Origin of the sequence: Janthinobacterium sp. GW456P (assembly GCF_002127655.1) — a bacterium.
Classification (GTDB): Bacteria; Pseudomonadota; Gammaproteobacteria; order Burkholderiales; family Burkholderiaceae_D; genus Janthinobacterium.
The window spans coordinates 276378-301956 of sequence record NZ_NEHB01000003.1; the positions used below are offsets into that span (position 1 = coordinate 276378).

At 63.6% G+C, this 25579-nt stretch carries 29 protein-coding genes; 9 read left to right on the forward strand and 20 right to left on the reverse strand.

Annotation, left to right across the window (positions count from 1 at the left end):
* The 4 genes from CBW66_RS05350 to CBW66_RS05365 all read right to left on the reverse strand — a co-directional run bounded on the left by CBW66_RS05350 (position 1) and on the right by CBW66_RS05365 (position 4938).
* Positions 1-1344, reverse strand: a complete 1344-nt coding sequence (locus tag CBW66_RS05350; protein WP_086136986.1) for a sensor histidine kinase — start codon at positions 1342-1344, stop codon at positions 1-3.
* A gap of 2 nt (positions 1345-1346) precedes the next feature.
* The gene (locus CBW66_RS05355) at positions 1347-2741 is read right to left on the reverse strand and encodes a class I SAM-dependent methyltransferase (protein WP_086136937.1); all 1395 of its coding nucleotides are present in this window, start codon (positions 2739-2741) and stop codon (positions 1347-1349) included.
* 263 nt (positions 2742-3004) lie between these two features.
* Complete coding sequence (locus CBW66_RS05360) at positions 3005-4030, reverse strand: AraC family transcriptional regulator (RefSeq protein ID WP_086136938.1); 1026 nt, start codon at positions 4028-4030, stop codon at positions 3005-3007.
* On the reverse strand, positions 4030-4938 hold the full coding sequence (locus tag CBW66_RS05365; protein WP_086136939.1) for a GGDEF domain-containing protein: 909 nt from the start codon (positions 4936-4938) through the stop codon (positions 4030-4032). Before CBW66_RS05365 ends, CBW66_RS05360 begins: the two co-directional genes overlap by 1 nt.
* Positions 4939-5255: 317 nt before the next feature.
* Between CBW66_RS05365 and CBW66_RS05370 the strand changes: the two genes are divergently transcribed.
* Positions 5256-7793 (forward strand): TonB-dependent receptor, encoded by a 2538-nt coding sequence (locus CBW66_RS05370; RefSeq protein ID WP_230492130.1) that lies wholly within the window; start codon positions 5256-5258, stop codon positions 7791-7793.
* A 17-nt stretch (positions 7794-7810) separates the two neighbouring features.
* Positions 7811-9664 carry a phytase gene (locus tag CBW66_RS05375; RefSeq protein ID WP_086136987.1) on the forward strand — a complete coding sequence of 618 codons (1854 nt, stop codon included), beginning with the start codon at positions 7811-7813 and terminating at the stop codon, positions 9662-9664.
* A 58-nt stretch (positions 9665-9722) separates the two neighbouring features.
* Here the strand turns inward: CBW66_RS05375 and CBW66_RS05380 are convergent, their stop codons facing one another.
* Positions 9723-10175, reverse strand: a complete 453-nt coding sequence (locus tag CBW66_RS05380) for a hypothetical protein (RefSeq protein WP_086136941.1) — start codon at positions 10173-10175, stop codon at positions 9723-9725.
* A 6-nt stretch (positions 10176-10181) separates the two neighbouring features.
* Entirely contained in the window at positions 10182-10667 is a 486-nt protein-coding gene (locus CBW66_RS05385; protein ID WP_086136942.1) for a hypothetical protein, read from the reverse strand.
* 210 nt (positions 10668-10877) lie between these two features.
* Between CBW66_RS05385 and CBW66_RS05390 the strand changes: the two genes are divergently transcribed.
* The gene (locus CBW66_RS05390) at positions 10878-11756 is read left to right on the forward strand and encodes an EamA family transporter (RefSeq protein WP_170932826.1); all 879 of its coding nucleotides are present in this window, start codon (positions 10878-10880) and stop codon (positions 11754-11756) included.
* A gap of 130 nt (positions 11757-11886) precedes the next feature.
* Positions 11887-12294, forward strand: a complete 408-nt coding sequence (locus CBW66_RS05395; protein ID WP_086136943.1) for a cytochrome c family protein — start codon at positions 11887-11889, stop codon at positions 12292-12294.
* 95 nt (positions 12295-12389) lie between these two features.
* Here CBW66_RS05395 and CBW66_RS05400 read toward each other — a convergent pair whose 3' ends face one another.
* From CBW66_RS05400 to CBW66_RS05420, 5 genes are all read right to left on the reverse strand, one after another.
* Positions 12390-12737, reverse strand: a complete 348-nt coding sequence (locus CBW66_RS05400) for a hypothetical protein (protein ID WP_086136944.1) — start codon at positions 12735-12737, stop codon at positions 12390-12392.
* A 12-nt stretch (positions 12738-12749) separates the two neighbouring features.
* Positions 12750-13013 carry a DUF378 domain-containing protein gene (locus tag CBW66_RS05405; protein ID WP_205701097.1) on the reverse strand — a complete coding sequence of 88 codons (264 nt, stop codon included), beginning with the start codon at positions 13011-13013 and terminating at the stop codon, positions 12750-12752.
* A gap of 162 nt (positions 13014-13175) precedes the next feature.
* On the reverse strand, positions 13176-13706 hold the full coding sequence (locus CBW66_RS05410; RefSeq protein WP_086136945.1) for a GNAT family N-acetyltransferase: 531 nt from the start codon (positions 13704-13706) through the stop codon (positions 13176-13178).
* 7 nt (positions 13707-13713) lie between these two features.
* Complete coding sequence (locus CBW66_RS05415; RefSeq protein WP_086136946.1) at positions 13714-14286, reverse strand: helix-turn-helix domain-containing protein; 573 nt, start codon at positions 14284-14286, stop codon at positions 13714-13716.
* A gap of 32 nt (positions 14287-14318) precedes the next feature.
* Positions 14319-15218 carry a LysR family transcriptional regulator gene (locus CBW66_RS05420; RefSeq protein WP_170932827.1) on the reverse strand — a complete coding sequence of 300 codons (900 nt, stop codon included), beginning with the start codon at positions 15216-15218 and terminating at the stop codon, positions 14319-14321.
* 107 nt (positions 15219-15325) lie between these two features.
* Here CBW66_RS05420 and CBW66_RS05425 point away from each other — a divergent pair, with 107 nt between their 5' ends.
* Together CBW66_RS05425 and CBW66_RS05430 are read left to right on the forward strand one after the other, a co-directional pair.
* Positions 15326-16402, forward strand: coding sequence for a YeiH family protein (locus CBW66_RS05425; protein WP_230492129.1), 1077 nt, complete (start codon positions 15326-15328; stop codon positions 16400-16402).
* A gap of 108 nt (positions 16403-16510) precedes the next feature.
* On the forward strand, positions 16511-17155 hold the full coding sequence (locus CBW66_RS05430) for a LysE family translocator (protein ID WP_086136948.1): 645 nt from the start codon (positions 16511-16513) through the stop codon (positions 17153-17155).
* On the opposite strand, the gene CBW66_RS05435 is transcribed toward CBW66_RS05430, so the two are convergent.
* Positions 17156-17923 (reverse strand): alpha/beta fold hydrolase, encoded by a 768-nt coding sequence (locus tag CBW66_RS05435; RefSeq protein ID WP_086136949.1) that lies wholly within the window; start codon positions 17921-17923, stop codon positions 17156-17158.
* 85 nt (positions 17924-18008) lie between these two features.
* Here CBW66_RS05435 and CBW66_RS05440 point away from each other — a divergent pair, with 85 nt between their 5' ends.
* On the forward strand, positions 18009-18770 hold the full coding sequence (locus CBW66_RS05440) for a helix-turn-helix domain-containing protein (protein WP_205701098.1): 762 nt from the start codon (positions 18009-18011) through the stop codon (positions 18768-18770).
* Between the two features lie 82 nt (positions 18771-18852).
* Here the strand turns inward: CBW66_RS05440 and CBW66_RS05445 are convergent, their stop codons facing one another.
* From CBW66_RS05445 to CBW66_RS05480, 8 genes are all read right to left on the reverse strand, one after another.
* Positions 18853-19140, reverse strand: coding sequence for a hypothetical protein (locus CBW66_RS05445; protein WP_086136951.1), 288 nt, complete (start codon positions 19138-19140; stop codon positions 18853-18855).
* A 328-nt stretch (positions 19141-19468) separates the two neighbouring features.
* Entirely contained in the window at positions 19469-19864 is a 396-nt protein-coding gene (locus tag CBW66_RS05450; protein WP_086136952.1) for a DUF5071 domain-containing protein, read from the reverse strand.
* Between the two features lie 13 nt (positions 19865-19877).
* Entirely contained in the window at positions 19878-21098 is a 1221-nt protein-coding gene (locus CBW66_RS05455; RefSeq protein ID WP_086136953.1) for an MFS transporter, read from the reverse strand.
* Positions 21099-21184: 86 nt separating this feature from the next.
* Positions 21185-21739, reverse strand: coding sequence for a GNAT family N-acetyltransferase (locus tag CBW66_RS05460; protein ID WP_086136954.1), 555 nt, complete (start codon positions 21737-21739; stop codon positions 21185-21187).
* Positions 21740-21849: 110 nt separating this feature from the next.
* The gene (locus CBW66_RS05465) at positions 21850-22161 is read right to left on the reverse strand and encodes a pentapeptide MXKDX repeat protein (RefSeq protein ID WP_086136955.1); all 312 of its coding nucleotides are present in this window, start codon (positions 22159-22161) and stop codon (positions 21850-21852) included.
* A 189-nt stretch (positions 22162-22350) separates the two neighbouring features.
* Complete coding sequence (locus CBW66_RS05470) at positions 22351-23121, reverse strand: molybdopterin-dependent oxidoreductase (protein ID WP_086136956.1); 771 nt, start codon at positions 23119-23121, stop codon at positions 22351-22353.
* Positions 23122-23132: 11 nt separating this feature from the next.
* Positions 23133-23738 carry a cytochrome b/b6 domain-containing protein gene (locus CBW66_RS05475; RefSeq protein WP_170932828.1) on the reverse strand — a complete coding sequence of 202 codons (606 nt, stop codon included), beginning with the start codon at positions 23736-23738 and terminating at the stop codon, positions 23133-23135.
* Positions 23738-24544: a DUF1223 domain-containing protein gene (locus tag CBW66_RS05480; RefSeq protein WP_230492128.1), complete on the reverse strand. Its 807-nt coding sequence runs from the start codon at positions 24542-24544 to the stop codon at positions 23738-23740. Before CBW66_RS05480 ends, CBW66_RS05475 begins: the two co-directional genes overlap by 1 nt.
* Positions 24545-24674: 130 nt before the next feature.
* Here CBW66_RS05480 and CBW66_RS05485 point away from each other — a divergent pair, with 130 nt between their 5' ends.
* Together CBW66_RS05485 and CBW66_RS05490 are read left to right on the forward strand one after the other, a co-directional pair.
* A complete protein-coding gene (locus CBW66_RS05485; protein ID WP_086136959.1) occupies positions 24675-25271 on the forward strand; it encodes a sigma-70 family RNA polymerase sigma factor in 597 nt (198 codons plus the stop codon).
* A partial coding sequence (locus CBW66_RS05490) for an NrsF family protein (RefSeq protein WP_139843043.1) occupies positions 25268-25579 on the forward strand: 312 nt, incomplete at its 3' end. The genes CBW66_RS05485 and CBW66_RS05490, both read left to right, overlap by 4 nt.

Genomic DNA, 25579 nt, shown 5'->3' on the forward strand with positions numbered 1-25579 from the left:
TTAACGGCCCTCCCAATCGGAGCGCTGCAAGTCGAAATTCATGCTGGCCCATTCGCCCAGCACGCTTTCAGCGCTCAGGGTACCGCCGTGGCGCTCGATCACGCCATAGCTGATGCTCAGGCCCAAACCCAGGCCCTGCCCCACTTCGCGCGTGGTGAAGAAGGGCTCGAACACGCGCGCCAGGTTTTCCGGAGCGATGCCGGGACCGTTGTCGCGCACGCTGATGCGCAGGCGGTTGTCGTCCCAGTGGGCCGTGATGCGGATCTCGAACGGCGGCGCATTGCCCTTGCGCATGGACAACACGGCATTGCCCAGCAAATTGATCAGCACGCCTACGATGGCCGCCTCGTCGCCGCGCACCAGGGTGTCGACCGGCAAGTCGTGGCTGATGCTGACATTCTTCGTCTCATGGCCCACGAGGCGGATGGCCGCGTCGAGCGCGCTGCGGAACTGGAAGTGGCCCGTTTCCAGCTGGTTGCCGCTCTTGCGGTAGGCAAAGGTCTTTAAATCGGACACGATGTGCTGCACGCGCAGCATGCCCTGCTTGGCGTCGGCCAGGCATTCGCTGACCAGCGCGCTCTGCTTGGCGGCCGGATCTTCGATGGCCACTTCGATGGCCATCATGCAGAAATTCACGGGGTTATTGACTTCATGCAGCATGCCGGCGGCCAGGGTGCCGATGGCGGCCATTTTTTCCTGCTGCAGCATCTGCCCCTTGATATCGGCCAGGCTTTTATTCGTTTCTTCCAGCTGCGTGTTCTTTTGCGCCACTTCCGCCTTCAACTGGAACAGCATGAAACGGGCGCGCTCATTGAAATAGGTAAACACGGCGCTGATACTGGCAGACATGATGAGGAACAGGCAGTTGACGACAAACGTGCTTGGCAAGTCGAAGCCGCCCGCATGCCAGGCGCAGGCGGCCACGTACAGCAGGCAGGAGATGGCGCCAAAAACCATATTTTGCCACAGGCCGAAGGCCAGCACGATGCCCGACGAATAGATGGCCAGAGTCATGCCCACATAATAGATCGAGGTGGCGCCTTCCGTGACGGCGATCATCCAGGCGATCATGATTTGCGGCAGGATCAGCCAGACAAAGGTCAGTGCCTGGATGCGGTCTTGCGCCCAGCGCGTGCGCATGGCCAGCACGACGCAAAAGATCAGCACGGACACGAGGATGCGCGCGCTGGTAAACGCCGACTGCTTGTCCGGATACAGGGCCGAATCGAGGCCCATGCCCAGCAGGATCAGCACGATACCCGTGTAAGCCCCGCCGCGGCTGAATTCCAGGCGGAAATCGCGCAAAACCGCCGTGTAGCCGGCGTGCAGGCCTGGGGTATCCATCATCAAGGAATGCTCACTTCCGCAAACACATTCACGCCCGTGGCGTCGACATAGATTTTCGGCTCCGTCGCATGTTCGGGCAGCAAGGCCGACAGCCCCGCTTCATTGCGATAGATCAAATGCCATTCCAGCAAATGCTCCATGCCGAACTTGCCCGGATTGTCGGCGTGCACATTCGTCACCAGCAAACGTCCGCCCGGCCCCACGCGCGAGGCGAAGTGCATCAGCAGGCGCGCACACACCTTGTCGGACAGATAGTCGAACAGGCCGGCGCAATACACGGCGTCAAAACTGCCGGGCAAGCCCGTGGCGCCCGAGCCGTGGCGGCGCTTGAGCAGGTTATGCACGGAATCGTGCACATAATCGATCTCGACCACGCGCCCCGTGCGCTGCATGATGGTGGTCAGGCGCGCGCGCGTCCAGTCCAGGGTCTCGCTGCTGAAGTCGACCAGCTCGAAGGCCAACCATTGCGCATCGGGGCAGGTGTCGAGAAAACGCTGCACCTCGATGGCCGGGCCGCAGCCCACGTTGAGCACTTTATACACGCGCCCGGCAGCGCGCGCCGCGGCCGCCTTTTGCGCCAAAAATTCCGTCAGGATATCGATGCGGTTGCGGTGCGCCGTGGCCACGGCCGCCTGCAAAAAGGCCGCATTGACGATCTGAAAGTACGTGCTCGGGCCCTGGCGCGGATCGTCCAGCAGCTGGTTGACCATCTGGTAATCGCCCGCATAACCGAGCGGCTTGGTAAACGTGCGGAAGACGAACGGGGCGCGCAGGATCAGCGGGTGCAGCGCCGCCTGGGCAAACGCGCGGTGGGCCGGTGCCCGCTCTTCCTCGACCAGCGAGGCTTCCACCTCGAGCTGGCGCAAGTACAGCTGGGTTTGCTCCATCAGCGGCAAGGCCAGTTCGTCGAAGACATCGGGGCGCAGGCGGCCGTTTTCCTTGGGCAAGGAGTCGGACAAGTCGACCTGCTCGACCCAGCGCGCCACCTCCGACAAAAAGGCGCGCATTTCGTTGACGACGATCTGATAGTCGCGGCGGATGCGGAAGCGCTCGCCCCAGCCGGCGACAAAGGCGCTCGATTCTTTCAACACGGCGCCCTTGACCACCACCACGTCGCTCAATTCGCGCCACTCGTCGATCAGGGTCACGGAAACGATGGCGGTCAGGCCCGTGTTGACGCTGCTGATGACGACGGCCTTGCCGACATAGGCATTTTTCGCCCCCATGCGCACGGTCACATCATTGAGCACCTCGCTGACCTGCACAATCGAGTATGGATTGTAGATTTCCATGACCAGCGAATTGCGCTGCAAGTTGAAAATCGTGCCGCGCACCGCCTCACCCTGGGTGTTGCGGAAACTGACGACTGGATCGATCTGCGATTGTGAATACACGATTGAGCATTATCAAGTTGCCCGTTTTCCAGCGCACCACACTGGTGACGCCAGTTTCCAGGCTGGGTTAAGGCACGGCACGCCGGTCGGCTGCCGCCGGCCCGCCATAGTGATGGCGCTATCGCGGCGTCGCGTGACGCCGTGCCGGAGCGCCTCGAAGCGCGTCTGTCCGCTCTCTGATCGAGTGTACTATGGATGTAGCAGAACGGGCAATTGTTCCCGTAGGAACGACTATCCGTGGCGCAGGCGCGCAACGCCGGCGTTCAACCCGCGACAAACAAGGCCAGCGCGTGACGCAACAGTTGTGGCGTCTGCCCCGTCCAGCGTTTGAACGAGCGGCGGAAGTTGGTGGCATCATGAAAGCCGAGGTAGGCGGCCACGGCATCGTTGTCGTAGCCATGCGCCTGGAACAGGTAGATGGCCTTGTGTGCGCGCACCTGGTCGAGCTCGGCCTGGAAATGCGTGCCATGGCGCGCCAAATGGCGTTTCAGGGTGGCGGGACTGACGCCGAATTCCTGCGCCGTGCGCTCCAGGGTCGGTGCGCAGCGGATATTGACCAGCAGGTAGTCGTACAGCGCACCGAGTAGGCTCACTGCCGGCACGGGCGCCAGGGCCGCCGCGCGCAAGGCCAGCGCCGCCGCCGTGGCATTGCCGCGCGGCCAGGGCTTGTCGAGCCAGCTCGAATCGATGAGCATGGCGTCCACCTGACAATCGAAACGCAGGCACTGGCCCAGGTGCACTTCGTGCTGCTCCACGTGGCGGGGCCGCGCCCGGTTGAAGCAGAAGCGCCATGGCAAGGACTCGCCCGCCAGCCAGCGGCACATGGCCGCCAGCGCCGTCATGTGCATTTCCACCAAAAAAGGCAGCTGGCTCGGTGCGCCGAACGCGTCGACCCAGTACAGCACGTGCATGTCGCCGGCCTCGCGCAAGCGCGGCTGCAGCAGCGGACATAGCAAGGTATGAAAATCGCACAGGATGCTCAAGGCCTGGCGCAGATTCTGCGCCTGCAGCAAGGCATGGCTGGCGGCGCCGTAATGGCCTGGCAGCATTTGCTGGCCCAGCATGAAGCTGGTGTCGGCACTGTCGAGGCCACGCGCCACGTTGGCCAGCAATTGCAGGTATTGCGCGGCGCTGACCTGGCTTTCCGCGGACGGCAGCGCGCCACCGTCCAGGCCCGTGCCCTTGAGCAGCGGCGCCGTGGCCAGATCCCGGCTGCGCGCATAATCGAGCACCAGCGCCGGCTGGTGATGGGCTGCGATGCTGGGGTCGCCCTGCTGAATCAGCGGCATCAGGCGGGCGCGGCGCTGCTGGCCCTGGGACTGGCGCTGCGGCCCGGCGTTTCCACGGCCCGGCTCAGCTCGGCTAGGACCACTTCCGGCACGCCATCGGTGAGCGAGCACGCATGCCGCAGGCTCAGGCGGATTTCGCGGTTGTCGTTGGTGTGGTGGCGCATCTGCCCCACCATGACGCACAGGTGGCGCGCCCGCACGGCCGCATCCTCGCGCGACACGCCCGGCATCAGCACGGCGAAGCGGTCGCCCGCATAGCGGCACAGCAGATCGTCATTACGCAAGTTCAACAGCAGCATGTGGCCCACGGCTTGCAGCACGCGGTCGCCTTCGCGGTGGCCGTATTCACGGTTAATCAGGTGAAAGCTGTCGATGTCGAGCAAGACCAGCGCACAATCGAGGCCGGGCCGGCGTTCCTGCTCCAGGCGCATCTGCGTGCGCAGGTAGCTGGCATCGGCCAGCTGCGTGATGCGGTCGAAGGCGCGGTGGTCGCGGAACAGGCGTTCGCGCTTTTGCAGGTGTTCATTCAAGCGGAACTGTTCCTGGCGCCAGTAATACATGCCGATCGTCAGCACCAGCATGCCGAACGGGATCAGGGCTTCCAGCCAGTTATCCCATACTTCCTGCTTGTCGATGGCGAAGAATTCGTCCAGGCAATCGGCCCAGGACCCCAGCATGATGGCGCACAGGCCGCCGGCGATCAGGCTGGTCACCCGTCCACGTGGCCGGCTGCTGAGGGTAAACAAAAACCAGACGCCCGCCATGACGGCCGTGCCGCCTTCGCAGACGATATCCATCCACTTCCAGACGGCAAACGGTTTAACGTGGCCCAGTGTGGCGTACAGGAACAAGAACAGGGGCAAGGCCAGTGCGGCGGCAATCAGGCTGTTACGGTGCAATGGCAGCATGTGGGAAAACCTTTAAAAGTGGTGCTGTCGCCACGATAGCGCCCGCCCATGACGGCACGATGACATGCGCCACGCCCGTGCGGCAGGTGCAAACGGCTCATCATTGCCGGCGCGGCCGATACGAATCCGGCAAGCCATGGCCCATGCGCCCTGCGGCGGCAGGTCATTTCAGCTCATGCCGGCAGCATTCCGGCGGCAAAGCGTGCACCCGCCGTTGTTTTCAGGGTGGCAAGCCCTTGCCTGTCACGCAACCGTCATATTTGCTGCCTAGAATCCGCCCGGTTCCTTCCTTCCTAACCGAGCTCCTCATGAAAACCATGCACACTTCCTTCCCCTCCCCGCTGCGCCTGACGGCCCTGTCCCTGGCCATCATGGCCGTCTTCAGCGGCACCAGCCAAGCACAGGCACAGGACGAAGGCCAGCCGGCCGCCACCGTGGTCGTCAGCGGCCAGCGCGCCAGCCTGCGCAACGCCATCGCCGCGCAAGAGAAAGCCGACAACATCATCAGCGTCATCAGCAGCGACGATATCGGCGGCTTGCCCGATAAAAACGCGGCCGAAGCGCTGGCCCGCTTGCCGGGCGTGTCCGTGCAGCGCGACCAGGGCGAAGGCCGCTACATCACCGTGCGCGGCCTGGGGCCTGACCTGAACGCGGTGACCATCAACGGCGCGCTGGTGCCGTCGCCGGAAGCGGGCCGCCGCGCCGTGGCGCTCGATATCCTGCCCGCCGGCCTGATCCGCACGCTGGAAGTCTCGAAGACCTTGCTGCCGGAAATGGACGCCAACTCGCTGGGCGCCACCATCGAAGTCAAATCGCTGTCCGCCTTCGACTTGCCGGGCAAGCTGCTGTCGGCCAACGTGGCTGCCAGCCATGATGAAAAGACGGGCAAGACCAGCCCCAGCGGCGGCGCCCTGTGGGCCCAGCGCTTTCTCGATGGCAAACTGGGCGTGGCCGCCGGCCTGAGCGCGGAAAAGCGCTCGTTCGGCTCCGATGACGTGGAAACGGGCGGCGCCTGGAGCAAGGGTAAATTGTCGGGCCTGGAATTGCGCGACTACCTGCCCGTGCGCAAGCGCGGCGCCCTGGCCGTCAACCTCGATTACCGTCCGGAAGCGGGCAACAGCTGGTTTTTGCGCTCGTTCGTCAGCGAATTCTCCGACGATGAAGTGCGCGACCGACTGACCATCAGCAATATCGCGGGCGGCAGCCTGGCCGAAGGCCAGACGGCCAGCGCGCGCGCCGAGCGCCGCATCCGCCAGCGCAAGTACACGCAGCAAGTGCGCTCGCTGGTGCTGGGCACGCAGCAGAAATCGGGCGACTGGACCCTGGACGTGAAAGGCGGCATGAGCCGCGCCACGGAAGACACGCCGGAATCCTTGAACGACGGCCGTTTCCGCGGCATCAGCAATTTCGCCGGCATCCGTTTCAATGGCACCGAGCAACCATTGTTGAGCGGCCCCGCCTCGCTGTACGACCCGGCCAGCTATGCGCTGAACGCCATCACCCTGCAAAAGCGCTATTCGAAAGACAATGAGCACCATGCACGCATCGACCTGGCGCGCAAGTTCGACATCGCCACATTGAAATTCGGCGCCAAAGTCAGCCGCCGCGAAAAAAACAATGACACGGATCAATGGGCGTATAACAGCAGCAAGGCTTCCAGCGGCAATTACTGGGGCGCCGGCGCCACGTCGATGAGCGCTTTCGTGCAAGGCCACAATCTCGACTACGACCTGGGCAACATCGGCGTGGCGCTGGACCCGGCGCTGATACGCGCCAGGGTCGCGGGCCTGGACCGCGACAAGGCGCGCCTGGCCACGGAATCGATCATCAACGATTACCGCATGCGGGAAGACATCAACGCCATGTATGTGCAAAACAGCTATGACTTCGACGCCTGGCACATCCTGGGCGGCGTGCGCGCCGAACGCACCAGTTTCGAGGCCGCCGGCTCGCAGGTGGACAGCGCAGGGTTGGCCACCCCCGTGGCCACGCCCTTGACGCGCGAACGCTCGTACACCAACTGGCTACCGAACCTGCAAGCCCGTTATGACGTCGATCAAAAAACCAGCGTGCGGGCCGCCTGGACGCAAGCCGTCGTGCGCGCCAACTTCAGCCAGCTGGCACCCGGCATCAGCCTGGCCAGCAACACGGAAGCCGTGATCGGCAACCCGGACTTGAAACCCTTGAAAGCGAATAACCTCGACCTGGGCATCGAAAGAGTCCTGGGCAACGACGGCGTGATGTCGGCCTACGGCTTCTACAAGGACATCAAAAACTTTACGTACACGACCAACCTGGCCGGCACGGGAGCATGGACGGGCTACACGACGGCCACCTCGTATGCGAACGGCGACGCGGCGAAAGTCAAGGGCATCGAACTGGCCTATATGCAGCCGCTGCGCATGCTGCCGGCGCCCTTCAACAAGTTGCTCGTCGGCGTCAACGGCACCTTGAGTACCTCGCGCGCGCAAATCGGCCGCTACGACAAGGCCAGCAAGCAGCAGTTGAACCGCGATATCCGCCTGCCCGGCCAGTCGAACCAGGTGATGAACTTGATGCTGGGCTATGAAACGGGCCCCGTCAGCGCCCGCCTGGCTCTCAACTACAAGTCGCCTTACCTGCTGGAAATGGACGGCGATATCCTCGACCAAAGCCAGGACCGTATCGTGGACAGCCAGAAACAGCTCGATTTCTCGTTGTCCTACCAGATCAACAAGCAGTTCCAGGTGACGTTCGAAGCAGCCAACCTGAACAACGAGAAATACTATGTCTACCAAGGCACGAAGCAATTCAACGTGCAAAACGAACAATATGGCCGCACTTTCAAAGTGAGCCTGAAAGCCAGCGCCTTCTGATGATGATTTCCAATAACATGAAAAAAACCGTACTCTGCAGCGCTTTGCTGGCTTGCCTCGGCGGCATCGCGCAAGCCGCCCCCGCCACTGCCGTACCTGCCTTCACGCAGGAAGCCGAAGAACTGGCGCGCCTGCCCGGCGGCGGCTGGCTGACTTTGGACAAGCACGGCTTGCATTTGTTCAATGCGGTCGGCCAGGAGCAGGACCGTATCGCCGTGCGCGCCAAGCAGCTTGACACGCGCATCGATGGCGGCAAGGTGCTGGCCGTGTTCCTGGAAGCGGACACGCAGCGCCCGCTGCCCGTGTCCGTGGATGCGCAGGCCGGCAAGCTGGTCAAGCTGGCGCCATTTCCCGTGCCGACGTTTTCCGTGGAAGCGTCGTGCCTGTACCGCGACGCCCAGCAGCTCGATCACCTGTTCTTGATCGGCAAGGATGGCCAGGCGGAACAGTGGGTGATGCAGGGCGAGCAGCGCAGCCTGGTACGCAAACTGGCCCTGCCGCCGCACGCGAAACATTGCCGCGTCGACGATGGCGCCCGGCGCCTGCTGGTGAGCGAGTCCAACATGGGCGTGTGGGCGTATGAGGCCGATTCGGAAGGCATGGGCAAGCGCGAAGTCGTGGCCCTGCGCAAGCCGTATGGCCAGCTGGACGGCGGCGCCGGCGCCCTGGCCGTGCTGCCGGGCGGCGTGGCCGTTCTCGACGGCAAGGCGGACAAGCTGCACCTGTACACCCATCAGGGAGATACATGGACGGCGCAGCCGGCCCAAGCGGTCGCCTTGAACGTGCGCAAGGGCGACAGCCAGCTGGCGCTGGACAAGGACGCCTTGCTACTGCGCGGCAAGAACGGTTGGCAGGCGCGGCCCTTGAAATGGGTTGTCCAAGCGGAAACATCGCCCGCGGTGGCCATCATCGCCCCGCAAGCGCAGACGGAACCGATGGCGCGCCAGGGCGACGCAGCCGACGACCCGGCTATCTGGCTGTCCAGCAACCCAGCCGATGCGCGCATCCTCGGCACCAACAAGAAACAGGGGCTATTGGTCTACGACCTGCAAGGCAAGCAGACGCAGCTGCTGGAAGTGGGCCGCCTGAACAACGTCGATGTGCGCCAGAATATTCCATTCAATGGCAGCAAGGTCGACCTGGCCGTGGCCACCCAGCGCGACGACAACAGCATGATGCTGTTCACGATTAACGCCAACGGCGAGCTGGCGGAAGCGGGCCGCTTTCCTACGGGATTGAAAAGCATCTATGGCATGTGCCTGTATCAACCTGCCAGCGGCGGCGTGGAAGCGTTCATCAACGACAAGGATGGCACCTTCCAGCAATACAGCATCGGCCTGGAAGGCAACAAGTTCAGCGCCACCCTCTTGCGCAGCTTCAAGGTCGCCACGCAACCGGAAGGCTGCGTTGCCGACGATGCCAACGCCAGACTGTTCCTGGGCGAAGAAACGCGCGGCATCTGGACCACCTCGGCCGACGCCGCCAAGCCAGACGCGCTCGCCATGGTCTTGCCCGTGGGGCCGCACCTGACGGCTGACGTGGAAGGCATGGCCATCTACCGCAAGCCAGGTGGCGCGCCCGATACGGGCTATCTGATCGTCTCCAGCCAGGGCGACAGCAGCTACGTGGTGCTCGACGCGCAAGCGCCGTACAAGGTGCGCGGCCGCTTCAAGGTGGGATTCAACCTGCCCGCCGGCATCGACGGCACCTCGGAAACGGATGGCCTCGACGTCACCTCCGCCAACCTCGGCGGCGCGTACGCGCAAGGCATGCTGGTGATCCAGGACGGCTACAAGCGCTTGCCCGACGGACCGCAGAACTTCAAGTATGTGTCGTGGGGCGATGTGGCGAAGGCCTTGAAGCTGGACTGATGCAAGGGGGCGGCCCGCACAGGCTGCCCCAGTTCACTAGCTGGGCTGAAGATTGCCGCTAGCTTGCGCGCGGCATATCGATGGCGAAAGGCAGGCTTTTGCCAAAAAAGTCCACCTTGCCCGTCATGACCAGACGCTGCGCCGACAATTCCACCAGACACAGATCGGCGACGTCGCGGTATTCCATCATGTAGAGACTGCATTCACAGTCGTCGGCATCCACAGCAAGCATCTGCACGGGCGCCGCCTCCGTTCCCGCAACGAGCAAGCCCTGCAAAAGGAAGGACGGCGGATACAGCGCCCACGACCAGGGAGCATCGTCGTCTTCCGTCAGCCGCATGAACACCTCGTCGTCGGCCTCGATCCTGATATTGATTTCCCGCATGCCATTGGCATGTGCCGCCAGACTGATGCGCGATGTCGCGACATCCACTTCAAAATTGGTATCGCCGATACTGAACACATGCATTCTTTTCTCACCGCTGCCGTCATCTGGCATCATCTCGACCATTCACCATTAATCTCCCTGCTGTTGCCACGCCGCCTTGCCGCTCTTAATATAAATCAAGGCGCTGGCGGAACCTTCCTTCGCCACCACGATCCCGTCCGTTTTCAAGCTCAGCGATTTTTCATGGTAGCTGTGCTGGCGAGAACCCTTGTCTTCCACCTGCCACACTTCCAGCCAGGCGAAATCATCGCCGCCGCTGGACAATGCATGCCCCGCCCCCACGATGAGGGGTGCCGTCTTCTGCCTGAACAGGAAGACGATGCCCTCTTTCTTGCTGTCCTTGTTCTTGATCAGGATAGCCAGATCGCCCTTGCCGTCGCCATCGAAGTCGCCGCGCAACACAAAAGGGTTGACGCGCGCGTTCACTTCGATGGCTTCGCGTTTGGCCAGGCTATCGAGCTGTTGCGTCGCCCAGACCGGTAATTGCGCCTGCGGCGGCAAGGCCTGCGCACCGGCCATGCCGGCGGCACACGCCAGAACGAGGGTCACTGCCATGCTTCTGCCATTCATGGGACGGCTCCATCAAGATGAAGAATCGGGGTGGCGCCCGGCGATTCCGGGTGTTCAGGCAGAATAGCATTATCAGAAAATACTTGCACTCCCCCAACAGTGCCGGCTCTCCTTCGTCAATGCGGGCGGCTAAATTGCCGTCCGTTGCAGATATGCCAGCGACTGGCGGCCTGTGGCGTATTAAAATACTGTCCCATGACCTCCCCCGCCTCGACCTCTTCCCTCCCTGACAGCATTTTGCTTCCTTCCCTGGCCGTACTGGGAGGGCAGATTTCCGTCAATCTGGGGGCGGCGATTGCGAAAAACCTGTTTCCCGTCATCGGGGTCGAGGGGATTACGGCATACCGGGTGGGGTTTTCGGCGCTGATCCTGCTGGCCATCTTCCGGCCGTGGCGCTACCGCCTGACGCGCAAGGATGTGCTGAATTTGCTGGTTTACGGTTCCGTGCTGGGGTTGATGAACTTGCTGATTTACCGGGCGTTTGCGTTGATACCGATCGGCATTGCCGTCGCCATCGAGGTGACGGGGCCGCTAGCCGTGGCCATGCTGTCGTCGCGACGGCCCCGCGATTTATTTGCCGTCGCCTGTGCCGTGTTCGGTTTATATCTGCTGCTGCCCCTGCAAGGCAGCCCGGGCAGCCTGGACCCCGTCGGCGTGGCCTATGCGCTGGGGGCGGCCCTGTGCTGGGCGCTGTACATCATCTTCGGCAAGCGCGCCTCGACCTTGCAGGGTGGCCAGGCCGTTGCCTGGGGCATGACGGTGGCGGCCATGGTGACGGTGCCCATCGGCGTCGCGTACTCGGGCACGGCCCTGCTTGCGCCATCGATCGCCTTGCTGGGCCTGGCCATTGCCATGCTGTCCAGCGCCCTGCCATATTCGCTGGAAATCTTTGCCCTGCGCCGCTTGCCGCAAGGCGTGTTCGGCATGTTCAGCAGCGCGGCGCCGGCTGTCAGCGCCCTGGCCGCCATGGCCGTGCTGGGAGAATTGCTGAGCCTGACCCAGTGGCTGGCCATCGCCTGCATCGTGTTCGCGTCGGCCATGGCGGCGCTGGGCGCACAGGGCGGCAAGCGCTAGCCGTCTTCAGTCTGGCCTGCAGCGCTGCCTGTACCATTTCCTGGCATGGCTGTGCTACTGCGAAGCAGGTTTTGATGCCCGACTGTAAAATGCGTGATCGACAGCCATAGCTTGCATTTCCACCTCACCGATGACATCCACCTTTCTTTTCCGCCTGCTCTCTCCTCTGACCGCAGCGGCCCTGCTGCTGGCGCCAGCAGCCGTCGCGCACGCAGCCGCGCCTGCCACCCTCACGGGCAATGCCGAAGCGGGCAAGGCGGCGTTTCGCAAGTGCGCCTCCTGCCACCAGGTGGGACCATCGGCGCGCGGCGGCTTCGGCCCCAAGTTGACGGGCGTCATCGGCCGCAAGGCCGGTGCCACCACCGACTATAAATACTCGGCGGCCATGAAAAACGCGAATATCGTCTGGAGCGAGCAAAACCTGGCCAGCTTCCTGAAAGCACCGAGCGATTTCATTCCCGGCAATAATATGCGCTTCTGGGGCATCGGCAATGCGCAGCAAGTGTCCGACTTGCTGGCCTACCTGCGCACGCAGTAAGACGTCGCCGTAAGACCTAAAACCATAAGACGCAAGAAGCAAGAAGCAAGGCCTCAGGCCAGGCACAAGCACAAGCACAACAGCAGCATGGCGCCTTAGCTATCCAAGGCATCCAGCACACCCTTGCGCTTCTTGTGCGCCGCCTCGTACTCGCGCAGGCGCTTGCGCTGGGCAGCAGACAGGCCGCCCAGTTTGTCGCGTATCTGCGGCACCGTCAGGTGCTGATATCCGGCAATCGGCAAGTCGCGTGCCGCCTTGGCAGCAGGCGTGGCCGCCCGCTCCCGGCCTGCCGCCTCCTGCGTTTCGCCCGCTTGCGCCCTTTGCTTGTTCACGATGCGCGCCGCGACTTCTTCCTCGCGGCCCGGGTAGCGTCCTTCCCGCGTGAAATCCCGCTCCAGTTTCCTGAATTCGCGTTCGCGCTTGGGACTGGCACCAACAGGCATGTGTGCTCCCATCTAAGGCTTGGCTGGCAGCTTGCGCACGCACAGATAGATGGAATACAGCGCCGCCAGCCCCACCAGCACGTACACGCCGCGCGAAGCCGCCGTCATGGCACCGAGGATGCGGGCCACGATGTCGATATCGAACAAGCCCACCAGCGCCCAGTTCAAGCCGCCCACGATCAAGAGGATCATGGAGATCCAGTCGACCACGTTCAAGCGTTTTGCCGACATTTCCTCTTTTGCCGCACCGTCCGATCCTGCCTGGATATTCGCCATATCAGCCTCCTGTAAGAAGAAAGGACCCGCCGCCGGGTCTATCAAAGAACAGTGTAGGCGCGGCACCGGCACACGCCAGTCGGACGATGCCGGGTATCGAGGTAGGACGGGTCTGTAATCAGGCGGGTGATTTTATCTGGCAACAAGCCAGGGGCCGATCACTCATCGCTGCAATTGCTTGTACATGATGGTGGTGGCGTCCAGCCGGTCGCCAACGGGCGCCAGCGCATAGGCGGGGATGCTGCCGGCTACCGCATAGCCGAGCGACAAGTACAACGGTTCGGCATGGTCGCCGCTGCGCGTGTCCAGGGTCAGCAGGCTGCGCGACAAGAGGCGCGCCTGCTCTTCCAGCGCCCGCATCAGCTGGCGGGCGATGCCGTGCCGGCGGAAAGCGGGCGCGACCAGCAGCTTGCGCACTTCGGCCCGGTGCGCCTGGTTGGGATTGGTGTCCCAGTCCAGCTGCACGGCACCGGCCACCTTGCCATCGACTTCCGCCACCAGCAGCAGGCGCACGCCGCGCGTCACGGCCGGCAACACATTATCCGTCCAGAACGCCTGGCTGGCCGCCGTATCGAAGGGCAGAATAAAACCGATGCTGGCGCCGTCATGCACGCAGTCTTGCAGCAAGGTACCCAGTTCCGGCAGGCGTTCGAGAATATCGGTGGACGAAAAATGGCGTAGCGATGCGGGCATGGCGACCTCAGACAAGAAAAAGAAAATAGCGGGCGCCGCTGTCTGGCGGCGTGGCAAACGCGCTGGCGCCATGCAGCTGGTAGCGCAAGCAATCGCCAGCTTGTAGCTCGTGCGCGCGGCCGTCAACCGTCACGTTGAGCTTGCCCTCTTGCAGCAGCAGATGGTGTTCCATGCCGGGCCGTGGCGAGGCGGCATAGCTGATCGTCACGCCCGCACCAAGCTCGCATTCGAGCGCCTCGCCGGCCAGCGCCCGCGCGGGCGGCGAGACGGAACGGCGGACAAAGCCCGTGTCCGCATCCGTCCACACGCTTTGCTCAGCCCGCCGCAGCAGGGGCGGAAAATCGTCTTCGACCATGCGCAGCAGGCGCGACATGGCCAGGCCATACGCGGCGCACAGCTTGCCCAGCACGTGGGTAGTCGGGCTGACTTCGCCATTTTCCAGGCGCGACAGGGTGGCACGGCTGACCTGGCTGGCGGTGGCCAGCTGGTCCAGCGACCAGCCCTGCTCCACGCGCAACTGTTTCAGGCGCGCCGCCAGCCGCTGTTCCGTATCGTTTTCTACAAAGATCGAATTTTCCATATATGGGAATTTATTCCATATACGAAAAACAGTCAAGCCGTGCGCGAGGCGTGGCGGCACAGTTCCAAAAAGCCGGCCAGGCGCGGCGAGAGGATTTTTTTCGACTGGCGGATCAGATAGAAATTGCGCTCCAGCGGCGGCAGCATGGTGTCCAGCTCCACCAGTTGCCCGCTGGCCAGCAGATCGGCCACCACGACCCGCGACAGGCAGGCGATGCCGAGACCGGCCGCCGCGCCATACTTGATCGCTTCCGAATTGCTGAATTCGCCCGCGGCGCGCAGGTAGTGCAGATACGGCACCAAGGCTTGCTCCACGGCTTCGCGCGTGCCGGAACCCGCTTCGCGCAGCAGCCAGCCCGCCTGGTTCAGCTCCGCAAAGCTGAGCAGATGGCGCAGCTGCGCCAACGGATGCGCGGGCGCGGCCACGATCAGCATCTGGTCCGTCAGCCACGGTTCCACCAGCAAGCCCGGCTCGTGGCACGGCCCTTCGATCAGGCCGATATCGACCTGGAAGGCGGCCACGGCGGCCGCGATGTCGGCCGTGTTGGCAATCGTCACTTGCGGAATGCTGCACCCGTACTGCTGCGCCGCCTGGGCCAGGATCTGCGGCAGCAGATAGATGCCGATGGTCGTGCTGGCGCCGATCTGCAGGCTGACGGGCACGGACGGGTCGGCGCCCGCGAACTGGCGCTCGATGCTGGCAGCCGCGTCGCGCATCTGCCGCGCCTGCGGCAACAGCAGGCGGCCATTGTCGTTGAGCAGCAGCCGCTTGCCGACCCGGTCGAACAGTTGCGCGCCGAGCAGGGTTTCCAGCTCGTTCAGGGCAGCGCTGGTGGCCGATTGCGATAGTGCAATCAGCTCGCCTGCCGCGCTGGTGCTGCCCGTGTCCGCCACGGCCAGGAAAATCTGCAGTTGCCGCAAAGTCAAAGCCATCTCGATTACCTACTTTATAGGTTGAACATACAAAAACAATCCGTTTTACCATTTAATCGACGAGCTGTACAGTCCTGCCATACGAACCAAGAACCATGGAGTACGGCATGTCTTCTCTCTCAACGACGAATACCACCAGTTTCAGCGACCGCTACGGCCGCCTGCTGCCCGGCCTGCTGCTAAGCGGGGTGATCGCCTGGGGCGCCATCGCCCTGGGCAAGCTGGAATGGATGCAAAGCCACGGCATGAGCGCCCTGACCCTGGCCATCATGCTGGGCATTGTGCTGGGCAACAGCGTGTATGGCCGCCTGGCGCCCACTTGCGGCGCGGGCGTGGCCTTTTCCAAGCAGACGTTATTGCGTCTTGGCATCATCCTGTACGGTTTCCGCTTGACCTTCCAGGATATCGGGCAAGTGGGCCTGGCCGGCATCGCCATCGATGCGCTGGTGCTGGCGTCCACGTTCGGCCTGGCCATGTTGCTCGGCACCAAGGTATTCAAGCTGGAACGCAACAGCGCCATTCTGATCGGTGCCGGCAGCTCGATCTGCGGCGCGGCCGCCGTGATGGCGACGGAGCCCGTCGTCAAGGGACGCAGCGAGGACGTTACTGTGGCCGTCTCCACCGTCGTGGTGTTCGGCACCATCGCCATCTTTTTGTACCCCGTGCTGTACCAGCTGAACCTGGGCTGGCAGGTGCTGGGCGCCACGCCCACGGCCTTTGGCGTCTACATCGGCTCGACCGTGCATGAAGTGGCGCAAGTGGTGGCGGCCGGCAAGTCCATCGGGCAAGAGGCGGCGAATGCGGCCGTGATCGCCAAGATGGTGCGCGTGATGATGCTGGCGCCTTTCCTCGTCATCCTGTCGGCCGTGCTGGCGCGCGGCAAGGCCAAGGCTGCGGGCCACGACAAGGCGGCCAAGCTGGCCATCCCCTGGTTCGCCTTCATTTTCATCGGCGTGGTGGCCTTCAATTCGCTGGGCCTGTTGCCAACGGGCACAGTGGCCGCCATCACCGAGTTCGACACGGCCCTGCTGGCCATGGCCATGGCGGCCCTGGGCTTGACGACGCACATGTCGGCCATCCGCCGCGCCGGCATCAAGCCCCTGCTGCTGGCCGGCCTGCTGTTCTGCTGGCTGATCGCCGGCGGCGCCGCCATCAACCATGTGGTCGCCAGCCTGTTTGCCTGACCTTGAGCCTGAGTCAGACCGGGGCCGCTGACACGGGAGCCGAAAAATTCGTACAATACGGGTGTTTTGACTCTCCCAATCCGGCTTCGGCCCCACCCAGGAACATCCATGCACCTCTCGAACTGGCTGCTTTTCTGCAGCGTCGCCCTGCTCGTCACGTTTTCTCCCGGTCCGGCCGTCTTGCTGGCCATCTCGAATGCCATCGCCGTCGGTCCGCGCCGCGCGATGATCAGCAGCATGGGCAATGGTTTTGGCTTGTTCATCATTTCCGGCGTGGCCATGGCCGGCATGGGCGTCGTGCTGGCGACCTCGGCCACGGCCTTCATGCTGCTGAAACTGGCCGGTGCCCTGTATCTGGTCTTCCTGGGCATCAAGCAATGGCGCAGCAAAACCAGCGTCGTGGCGGAGGCCCCCGCCGTAGTGCAAGGCGCGGCGAATCCAAATTCCTTCTGGAAACTCTTCCGCCAGGGCTTGACGGTCGCGCTGACCAATCCCAAGGCCATCCTGTTCTTCTCGGCCCTGTTCCCGCAATTCATCACGCCGGGCGAACCGGTGGCCATCCAGTTCACCGTGCTGACCACCTCGTTTGTTGCCTGCGCCATGCTGGCCCACTTGTTTTACGCCAACCTGGCGCGCCTGCTGAAAACCCAGCTGGCCACGCCAGGCCGCGCCAGGCTGTTCAACCGCATCACGGGCGGCGCCTTCGTACTGCTGGGTCTGAGCCTGCTGCGCCTGCGCGCCAAGACGGCTTAACTAGTCGTTTTTCGACAGGAATGCCTCGATGCTGGCCGCCAGGGCCAGCGGCGTTTCGTTCATCGGATAGTGTCCCGCATTGCCCAGCACCTCCAGCCGGGCGTGCGGATACCACGCCAGATACGTGCGGCGCATCAATTCCGCATTGAAACGGGGATCGTGCTCCCCCACCAGCGCCAGCAAGGGCAGCGGCGACGCCGCCCGCATCACTTCACGACTGAAATCCGTTTCGCTCCACGCCAGGAAGTAGCGTGCGAACGCGGCTGGATCCGCACTTTCCCACGAATACTGCGCCTTCCAATCCAGCCAGGCGGCTGGCGAGCGCCCGCCCGTGCTGCGGGCGATGATGGCGCGCCGCGCCTGCACATCGCCGCTGGCATCGAGAAACAGTTGCCGGGCCGCCCCATCGAACGCCATGCCGCAGCTGGGCACGGGTGCCACGGCGACCAGCTTGCGCAAGCGCCGCGGCGTCAGCAAGGCCAGCTTTTCCAGCGCCATGCCGCCCATGGAATGGCCGACCACGCTGAATGTGGCAAAGCCCAGCGCATCGGCCAGGGCCAGCGCGTCGCGGGCGACCTCTTCCATCGAATACTCGCCCGCCGCGCCGCGCATGCCGCCATAGCCGCGATTGTCCATGAAAACATAGCTGAAAGCGCCGCCATCGAGGGCTATTTCCATCGGCGCAAACGCGTGCGCGTCGCCAAACCAGCCGTGCAGGACGATGACGGCGTGGGGTCCATGACCCACGCGATGATAGGTATTGTGCATGTTCACTCCTGAAAAAGAGTGCATCGTAAGGGCAGATCGGGCGGCCCGCCTGCGATGCCAGGTCAAATACTGTAGAGTACAGGCCATGGATGATTTTTATACGGAAGTGCCGCGCCCCCTGATCGCCACGGCGCGCGACTATGCCGCCGATACCGTCTTTCCCAGCCACAGCCATGCGCGCGGGCAATTTGCCTATGCGGCGCGCGGCGTCATCAGCGTACACACGCCGCAAGGCAACTGGCTGGTGCCGCCGCAACGCGCTTGCTGGGTACCAGCCGGACTGGTCCACGGCATGCGCATGCATGGCGCCGTCACCATGCACAATGTGTTTATCGATCCACACGCCATCGCCAGCATGGCTTTGCCACCCGATTGCCAGGTGCTCGATGCCTCGCCGCTGCTGCGCCAGCTGCTGGCCGAGGCCGTCACCGTCGATGCCCTGTATGTGCAGGCGTCGCGCGCCGGACGATTGATGGCCTTGCTGCTCGACGAGATCGCCGCCATGGCGCCCCTGCCCCTGAGCGCGCCCCTGCCGCGGGACGCCAGGCTGGCGCGGCTGTGCATGGAATTGCTCAAGCACCCCAGCCTGGACAGCGGCCTGGACGCGATGGCGGCGCAGGCCGGCATGAGCCGGCGCACCTTTACGCGCCAGTTCCGCGCCCAGACGGGGCTGGCCTTTGCCCAATGGCGCCAGCAGGCGTGCCTGCTGGCGGCCATCACGCGGCTGGCCGGCGGGCAAGCCGTCACCCGGGTCGCGCTCGACCTCGGCTATGCCAGCCCCAGCGCCTTCACGGCCGCCTTCCGCCGCGTGCTGGGCCAGGCGCCCAGCGATTACCTGTCGAACTAAGCAATAATGGCGGCGATGCGCCGCGCCAGCGCCAGTTTCTGCACATGGTAGCCGTCGACAAAGCCGTATTTACGGTGGATTTTTACCCGGCCTGATTCATCTCGTCGTCCATCATATTGGCGAACAGGTCGAAACTCAGGATACCCGTTCCGATGCATGAAAACACCGTCGTACCGGCAGCATCCTTGATCGTCAGTTTCTCGGTCCAGTCATTCTGATTCATGCACTTCAGGCTGGCGCCAGGCCAGGTGACGCCGTCCACATGCAAACCCTGCGCCGACAAGGCCAGTTCCTGTGTCTTGACATTCAGGAAATTACCGAACAAGCGCTTCCGGTACACCTCGCCACTGCTGATGTAGCGGAAAGTCACGCTCTCGCCGTCTGCAATTCTGCTTTAATACCGGCATACGGTATGCCAGGTAACGGGAACGAAACGCGTTGATGAACTCGTCAAAGCGCTTGAGTTCTCCGGTAGCCCATATCCATGGCTGGTCGGCGCCCGTGCGGTAGGCAAAGTTATTGATCATGTATTGGTTTGCGGGATACTCAAATTGCCCATGTAATCTTGCTGTTAAATGATAGACAGTTTTCAAAACCCGGATACCGACATATATTCGGGCCGGATTGCCTCCTGTCTATAGCAGGAATGGCCACACGCACGCACATTCAATACTGATGCACTCCAATAATGGCCCTGATTATCGACCGGCCACCGTGATGACCTGGCATTCCAGAATTTCCCGGGCCGCCTCGGCCACGCCCTCTTCCAGCTCGGCAGCCGTTGGCGCCAGGGCAAAGCGCCGCAATTCCCCGTCCACGGCGGCAGCCAGCCCGGAGGAATGGCGCACAATGCCCAGCAGAACAATGTACTTCCACTGTTCATCGTCGCTGGCCAGCACCGTTTTGATATGGGGAGCCAGGCGCGGGCCGATGCCGGCCAGGTAAGGCAGGAGGATGGCGGCCACGGGCCAGTTTGCATCCTGGACCCACTCGAGGATCTGCGGCATGGCCGGACGCAGTTCTTCCCAGCGCAAGGCGGTCAGGGCTTGCGCGTTCTGCGTATCGTGTTTATCGCGCGGCAATGGCAGACTCATGCGAGGCGGCCTGTCATGCGGCACCACCGTGCGCCAAACCCTTCTGGACTTTCCACGCCAGCGGCAAGGTCAGCAGCAGTACGGCCGCCAGCGCCAGCAATGCCGTGGGCACGCTCGTATGGTCGCCCAAGGCGCCGAACAGCACGGGCGACAGCGCGCCGCCGCCGATGCTGCCCGTGTAGAACAGGGCGAAAGCGTGCTCGCGCTTGCCGGGCTCGGCCAGTTCCGGCACGACGCCGTACAGCACGGACGAGGTGCCGTTCAGCGCCAGTCCCAGCAGTGGCAGCATGACCATGATGCCGGCCAGCGGCAGCCACAGGGCCGCGACGATCAGCAGCGAGGTCATCGATTCCGTCAGCCACACGGTCTTCATCATGCCGATGCGCGCGCCCAGGTAACCGCACAGCAGCTTGCCGAAGGCGCCGCCCACGAACAGCAGGGACAAGGCCACGCCGATGCCGGCCGTGCCCGCGCCCTTGCTTTTCAGCAGGAATGGCAGGAACGTCAAAAAGCCCATGCGCACGGCGCTGTCCAGGGTGCCCGTGGCCAGCAGCGCGCGAAAGCTTGCCCTGGAGCCGCTGCCAGTAACGGGTTTGACCGCTTTCTTCTGGCTGGCATGGATGTCTTCCGGCTTCGGCAGCAGCCACCACAGCAAGCCGGCCGCCGCCAGGCCCAGCAAGCCCAGCAGGGAAACGCTCGCTTGCCAGCTACACACGAGCAACAGCAAACCGACCAGCGCGGGAATCAGGGTCTTGCCGATATCGCCGGCAAAGTTGTAGTGCGACAGCGCCTCCTTCACGCCGCCGCCCGCCTCGTGCGTATCGGTGACGATGGACGAGGCCAGCGGATGCTGGGTGCTGGCGCCCAGGCCGCCCAGCAGCAAGGCGATCAGCAGCACGGCCAGGCCGCCCGCCTGCCCCGCGATCAGGTAGGCGATGCCGGCCAGCGCCGTGCCGCCCACCAGCAGGCGCTCGCGCCCCCAGCGCTTCGCCAGGCGGCTGGCCAGCAGCTGGAAGCCGGCCATCATGCCCGAGTAGGAACCGCGCAACAGGCCCACCATGGCATAGCTGATGGCAAACTGCGCCTGCCAGATGGGCAGGAGCACATAGATCACGTCCGTCAAGCCGTCATGCACGGCATGCGCGCCGCAGGCGGCGAACAGCGAGCGGCGGCGGATCGATTTATCGGAAGAAGGTGCTTCGGGGGACAACGCGGCGGTGTGCGGGTCGGTCATGGCTCTGCGGGTTGAAAAGCGGAAGAGATAACCAGTATATAAGAATAGCGGCGAAGAGTAGCGGCGCGTCCGCATGGCACCGCGGCTTATCCTTGCGGATGGATCAGCGCATTGAGCACCATGTCTTCCCACTTGCCGGCAATGTTCAGGTAAGCCCTGGCATAGCCTTCCCGCTCGAATCCCAGCGTGCGCAACAGGCGCTCGCTTTTCACGTTGGCCGGCATGTGGTTGGCCATGATACGGTGCAGGCCCAGCTCCCCGAAGGCGTAGGCGATGCCCGCCGCCGCCACTTCGCGCATCAGGCCACGGCCTTCGCAAGCCTTGGCGATAGAATAGCCGAGATGGCAGGCTTGCAGCGGTCCCCTGACGATATTGGTGAAGTTGCACCCGGCAATCATCCTGTCCGAGTCCCGGCCGATGGCGATGAAATTGACGGCATTGCCATCCAAAAACGCGCGGTAGGCGCTCGCGGCACGCGCATGGCAAGCCTCTGCCGTGTAGAACTGGCTGTCGCGTTCGGGTTCCCACGGCGCGAGGTGTTGCCTATTTTCCTGTTGATAGGCAAGCAGAAGATGCGCATTGCCAGGATGTAGCACGGTCAGGATGGCGTGCGGCGTTACAATCGTGGGCAAGGGCTGCATGGGTATCCTGGGTCGGGCGGCGTCACGGCACTCTGCGGTATCTCGCCCGCCGCGTCAATCCCCCCCGTTCGCCTTGCGCCGCCGAGACGGGCGGCGCAAGCGCGCTATGCTTATTTGGCCATCGCATCCTTGGCCATGCCATCCTTTTTCATTTCATCCTTCTTCATGGCGTCTTTTGCCATGGCATCTTTCGCCATGCCATCCTTGGCCATGTGGTCCTTCTTCATGTGTTTCTTGGCCATCGGCTTGTGCATGCCGTCCTTGTCCATCGCATCCTTGTGCATGGCGTCCTTGTGCATGGCATCGGCCGAGGCATCCTTGGCCATAGCGTCTTTTTTCATGGCGTCCTGCGCGAAAGCGGCGCCCGACATGAGGATGGCGGAAGCGATGATGGCGGCGAAGGTGGTGATGGTGGTTTTCATGATATGTCCTTGTCTCTGGGTTGTATGGGCAAGTGCCCGGTGGTAAAGCGATTGCTGTGCTACAGGGTGCTGCTTGCTGCCGAAACTAAGGAAGGTCGGGAGGTGGTCAGGGCCAGGCGCATTGCCGCAGGCAGTACGAGTAGTACGACAAGGCAATGCAACGCCGCCCTGGCCGCCTCCCCGGCCTTCCTAGGAGCCGCCGAACCAGTTGTAGCCCTGATTCTCCCAATACCCTCCCGGGTAGGTATTCGTCACAAAAATGGCCTGGATGTGCTTGGGATTCTTGTAGCCCAGCTTGGTCGGCATGCGCAGTTTCATCGGGTAGCCATACTTGGGCGGCAATGCCTGGCCGTCATACGTCAAGGCCATGATGGTTTGCGGATGCAGGGCCGTGGCCATGTCGATGCTCGTGAAATAATCGTCGGCGCACTTGAAGCCGATGTATTTCGCCGTCGTGTCGGCGCCGATCCGCTGCAGAAAGTGCGAAAACGGCACGCCGCCCCACTTGCCGATGGCGCTCCAGCCTTCCACGCAGATGTGGCGCGTCACCTGCGTTTCCTGCGGCAAGGCGCGCAGCTGCGGCAGGGTCCACGGCTTCTTGTCAGCGATCAAGCCGCTCAATTCCAGGCGCCAGGCGTCGCCGTCGACCTCTTCCACCTCGTCTTCGCCGTAATAGGCATTGAAGGGAAACGGCTTTGTGATCATGGAGTCCGGATACGTCGGCGCCAGTTTATTGGGGTCGAACAGCCAGCCCTGCACCCGGTCATTCATGCGCGACACCGCCGTCAGGGCCGTTTCGATGCCGGACGGGTCGCCGACGTTGCAGCCCGTCAGCAGGGCCAGGCCGCCCAAGGTCAAGCTGCGCTGCAAAAACAGGCGGCGCGACGGCTGTTTGATCTGGCGCAAGGCGTCGGCCAGCATGGCCTGGCCCTGCTCCGGCACGATGATGGTCTTTTTCATGATGTTCTCCTTCAGCGGCCGCGCAGCATGGCGACCAGGGTGCGCGGCACCAGCGCCACCATCAGCAAGTGCACGCCGACAAAGCCCGTCAGCAGCGCCATGGCGATGAAATGCACGCGGCGCGCGCTCTCGTAGCCGCCCATCAGCTCGCGCAGCATGGGGAACTGCACGGATTTCCACAGCACCAGGCCGGACAGCACCAGCACGATGCAGTCAAACATGACAAACAGATAGGCGGCGCGCTGCACCATGTTGTAGTGGCGCGGATCGGCATGCGTCAGCTTGCCCTTCAGCGCGGCAACAAAATCGGCCAGCAGCGCTCGCGGCGTCAAGGGAAAGAACTGGCGCCGCAGCCGTCCCGAGGCGATATTGATGATCAGGTACAGCAAGCCATTGGCCACCAGCAGCCACATGGCGGCGAAATGCCATTGCAGGGCGCCGCCCAGCCAGCCGCCCAGGGTCAGCGCGCGCGGCAGCTCGAACGGAAAGAATGGCGCCGCGTTGTAGATGCGCCAGCCGCTGGTGGCCAGCACCACCACGGCCACGGCATTGAGCCAGTGCGTCAGGCGCAGCCAGGCGGGGTGGATGGTGGCGCCGGGCAAGGTTGAGGTATGCATCACAACACTCCTTTCGCGCATTGCGCCGTGCTGACGGCTTGCAGGATGGCGCTGCTGTCAGCCCGCTGCACGAAGGCGACCACTTGCAGCTGCTCCGGGCGCCAGCTGGCGGGCAGATTGACCTCGCGGCGCAGCTGGGCGCGGCCTTGCGCCAGCGCAACCGGCCCCAGCCACAGGCGCACGGCCGCATCGTGATGCAAGGTGGCGCCCCGGTTTTCGCCGCGCAGCACTGTCGAGACGATGGCGCTTTCGCTGATGGCCACATACAGCTGGCCGCCCGTTTGCGCGTCCGGCGCGCTGGCATAGGCTTCCAGCAGTAATTTGCCACCCGGACCCGGCGTGGCGGACAGGCCAATATTGACGGGCGCGGCGGTCGCGTTGATGCGGCGGATGGCCGCTGGCAGCTGCGTATCCCAGCCGCGCAATTCCGTGCCGCCCACAAAGAACTGGGGCGTGTAGGCGACATGGCGCGGCTGGTGGCGCAGCAGTTCGGCCTGGCGCGCATCGAACTGCGCCTGCGCCAGCGGGTCCGCCCAGCCGATCTGGTCCCAGTAGGTGACGTGCAGGGCCAGCGGCACGACCAGGCCGGCCGCCGCCGCGTCCCTGCGCAAGGCGCTCAGGCGCTGGTCGGCGGGCGGGCAGCTGGAGCAGCCTTCGCTGCTGTACAGCTCCACCAGCGCCGCCGTCTGCGGCCCGCTTTTGACTTCGCAGCGCTGGCCGGCCGCCATCTGCGCGGCGGCCGGCGCTGCCACAGCCATGCTCAGCAAGGGTAAAAGTAGTGTTGCAAGACGGTGCTTGATGTCCATGGTCGTTAGCCGGTATATTAAAAATAAGAAGCGTGCTTGCCTGTCAATTCGCCGCACCATGCGGATTGGTTACAGCCACCCTCAAATAATTTAAGATTTATTTTTTCAATGCCTGTCACCAAAGGCCTGCATGCAACGAATACCTGTAAGCGAACACCTGCATGGCACGGAATTGCGGCTGCATGGCTTGATGCTGCGCGGGCTGGACGGCGATGCGGCCGCCTACCGCGCTTTCCTGCAGGCCACCAGCGGCCATTTGCGCGCCTTCCTGCGGCGCCGGCTGCAGCGCTGGCCGGACGAAGTGGAAGACCTGGTGCAGGAGTGCTTGCTGGCCATCCACAACCAGCGCCTGAGCTACGATACCGGCGTGCCGCTGACGTCGTGGATCCATGCAATTGCGCGCTATAAATTGATCGACTGGCTGCGCCGGCATGCGCGGCGCGAAGCGCAGCACTTGCCGTATGACGAAGAAGATAGCGCGCAGGAACTGTTTTCCAGCGCCGATGCCGACGCGGCCGAGGCCAGCCGCGACCTGGGCAAATTGCTGGCCAGCTTGCCGGCCCAGCAGCGCGACGCCATCGTGCATACCAAGCTCGACGGATGGTCCGTGCGCGACACGGCGGCGGCCATGCGGATTTCGGAAGCCAGCGTCAAAGTGGCCGTGCATCGCGGCTTGAAGGCACTGGCGGCCCATTTAAGAACAGGCAATGAAGGGATTGCATCATGAAAACCGATGACTTGATCGCCATGCTGGCCAGCGGCCCCGACGTGGCCGCCGCGCCGCCGCCCGGCACGCACTGGCGCGCCGCCGCCACCCTGGGCGCCGGCTTGCTGGCCAGCGTGGCGCTGATGGCCATGCTGCTGGGCGTGCGGCCCAACCTGGAACAGCTGGCCCTGCTGCCCGACTTCTGGATCAAGGTCGGTTTCGTCATCTGCCTCTCCCTGGCGGCCTGGCATGTCAGCCGCCGCCTGTGCATGCCCGGTGCGCCCGCGCGCGCCCTGCCCCTGCTGCTGGCCATGCCCCTGCTGCTGATG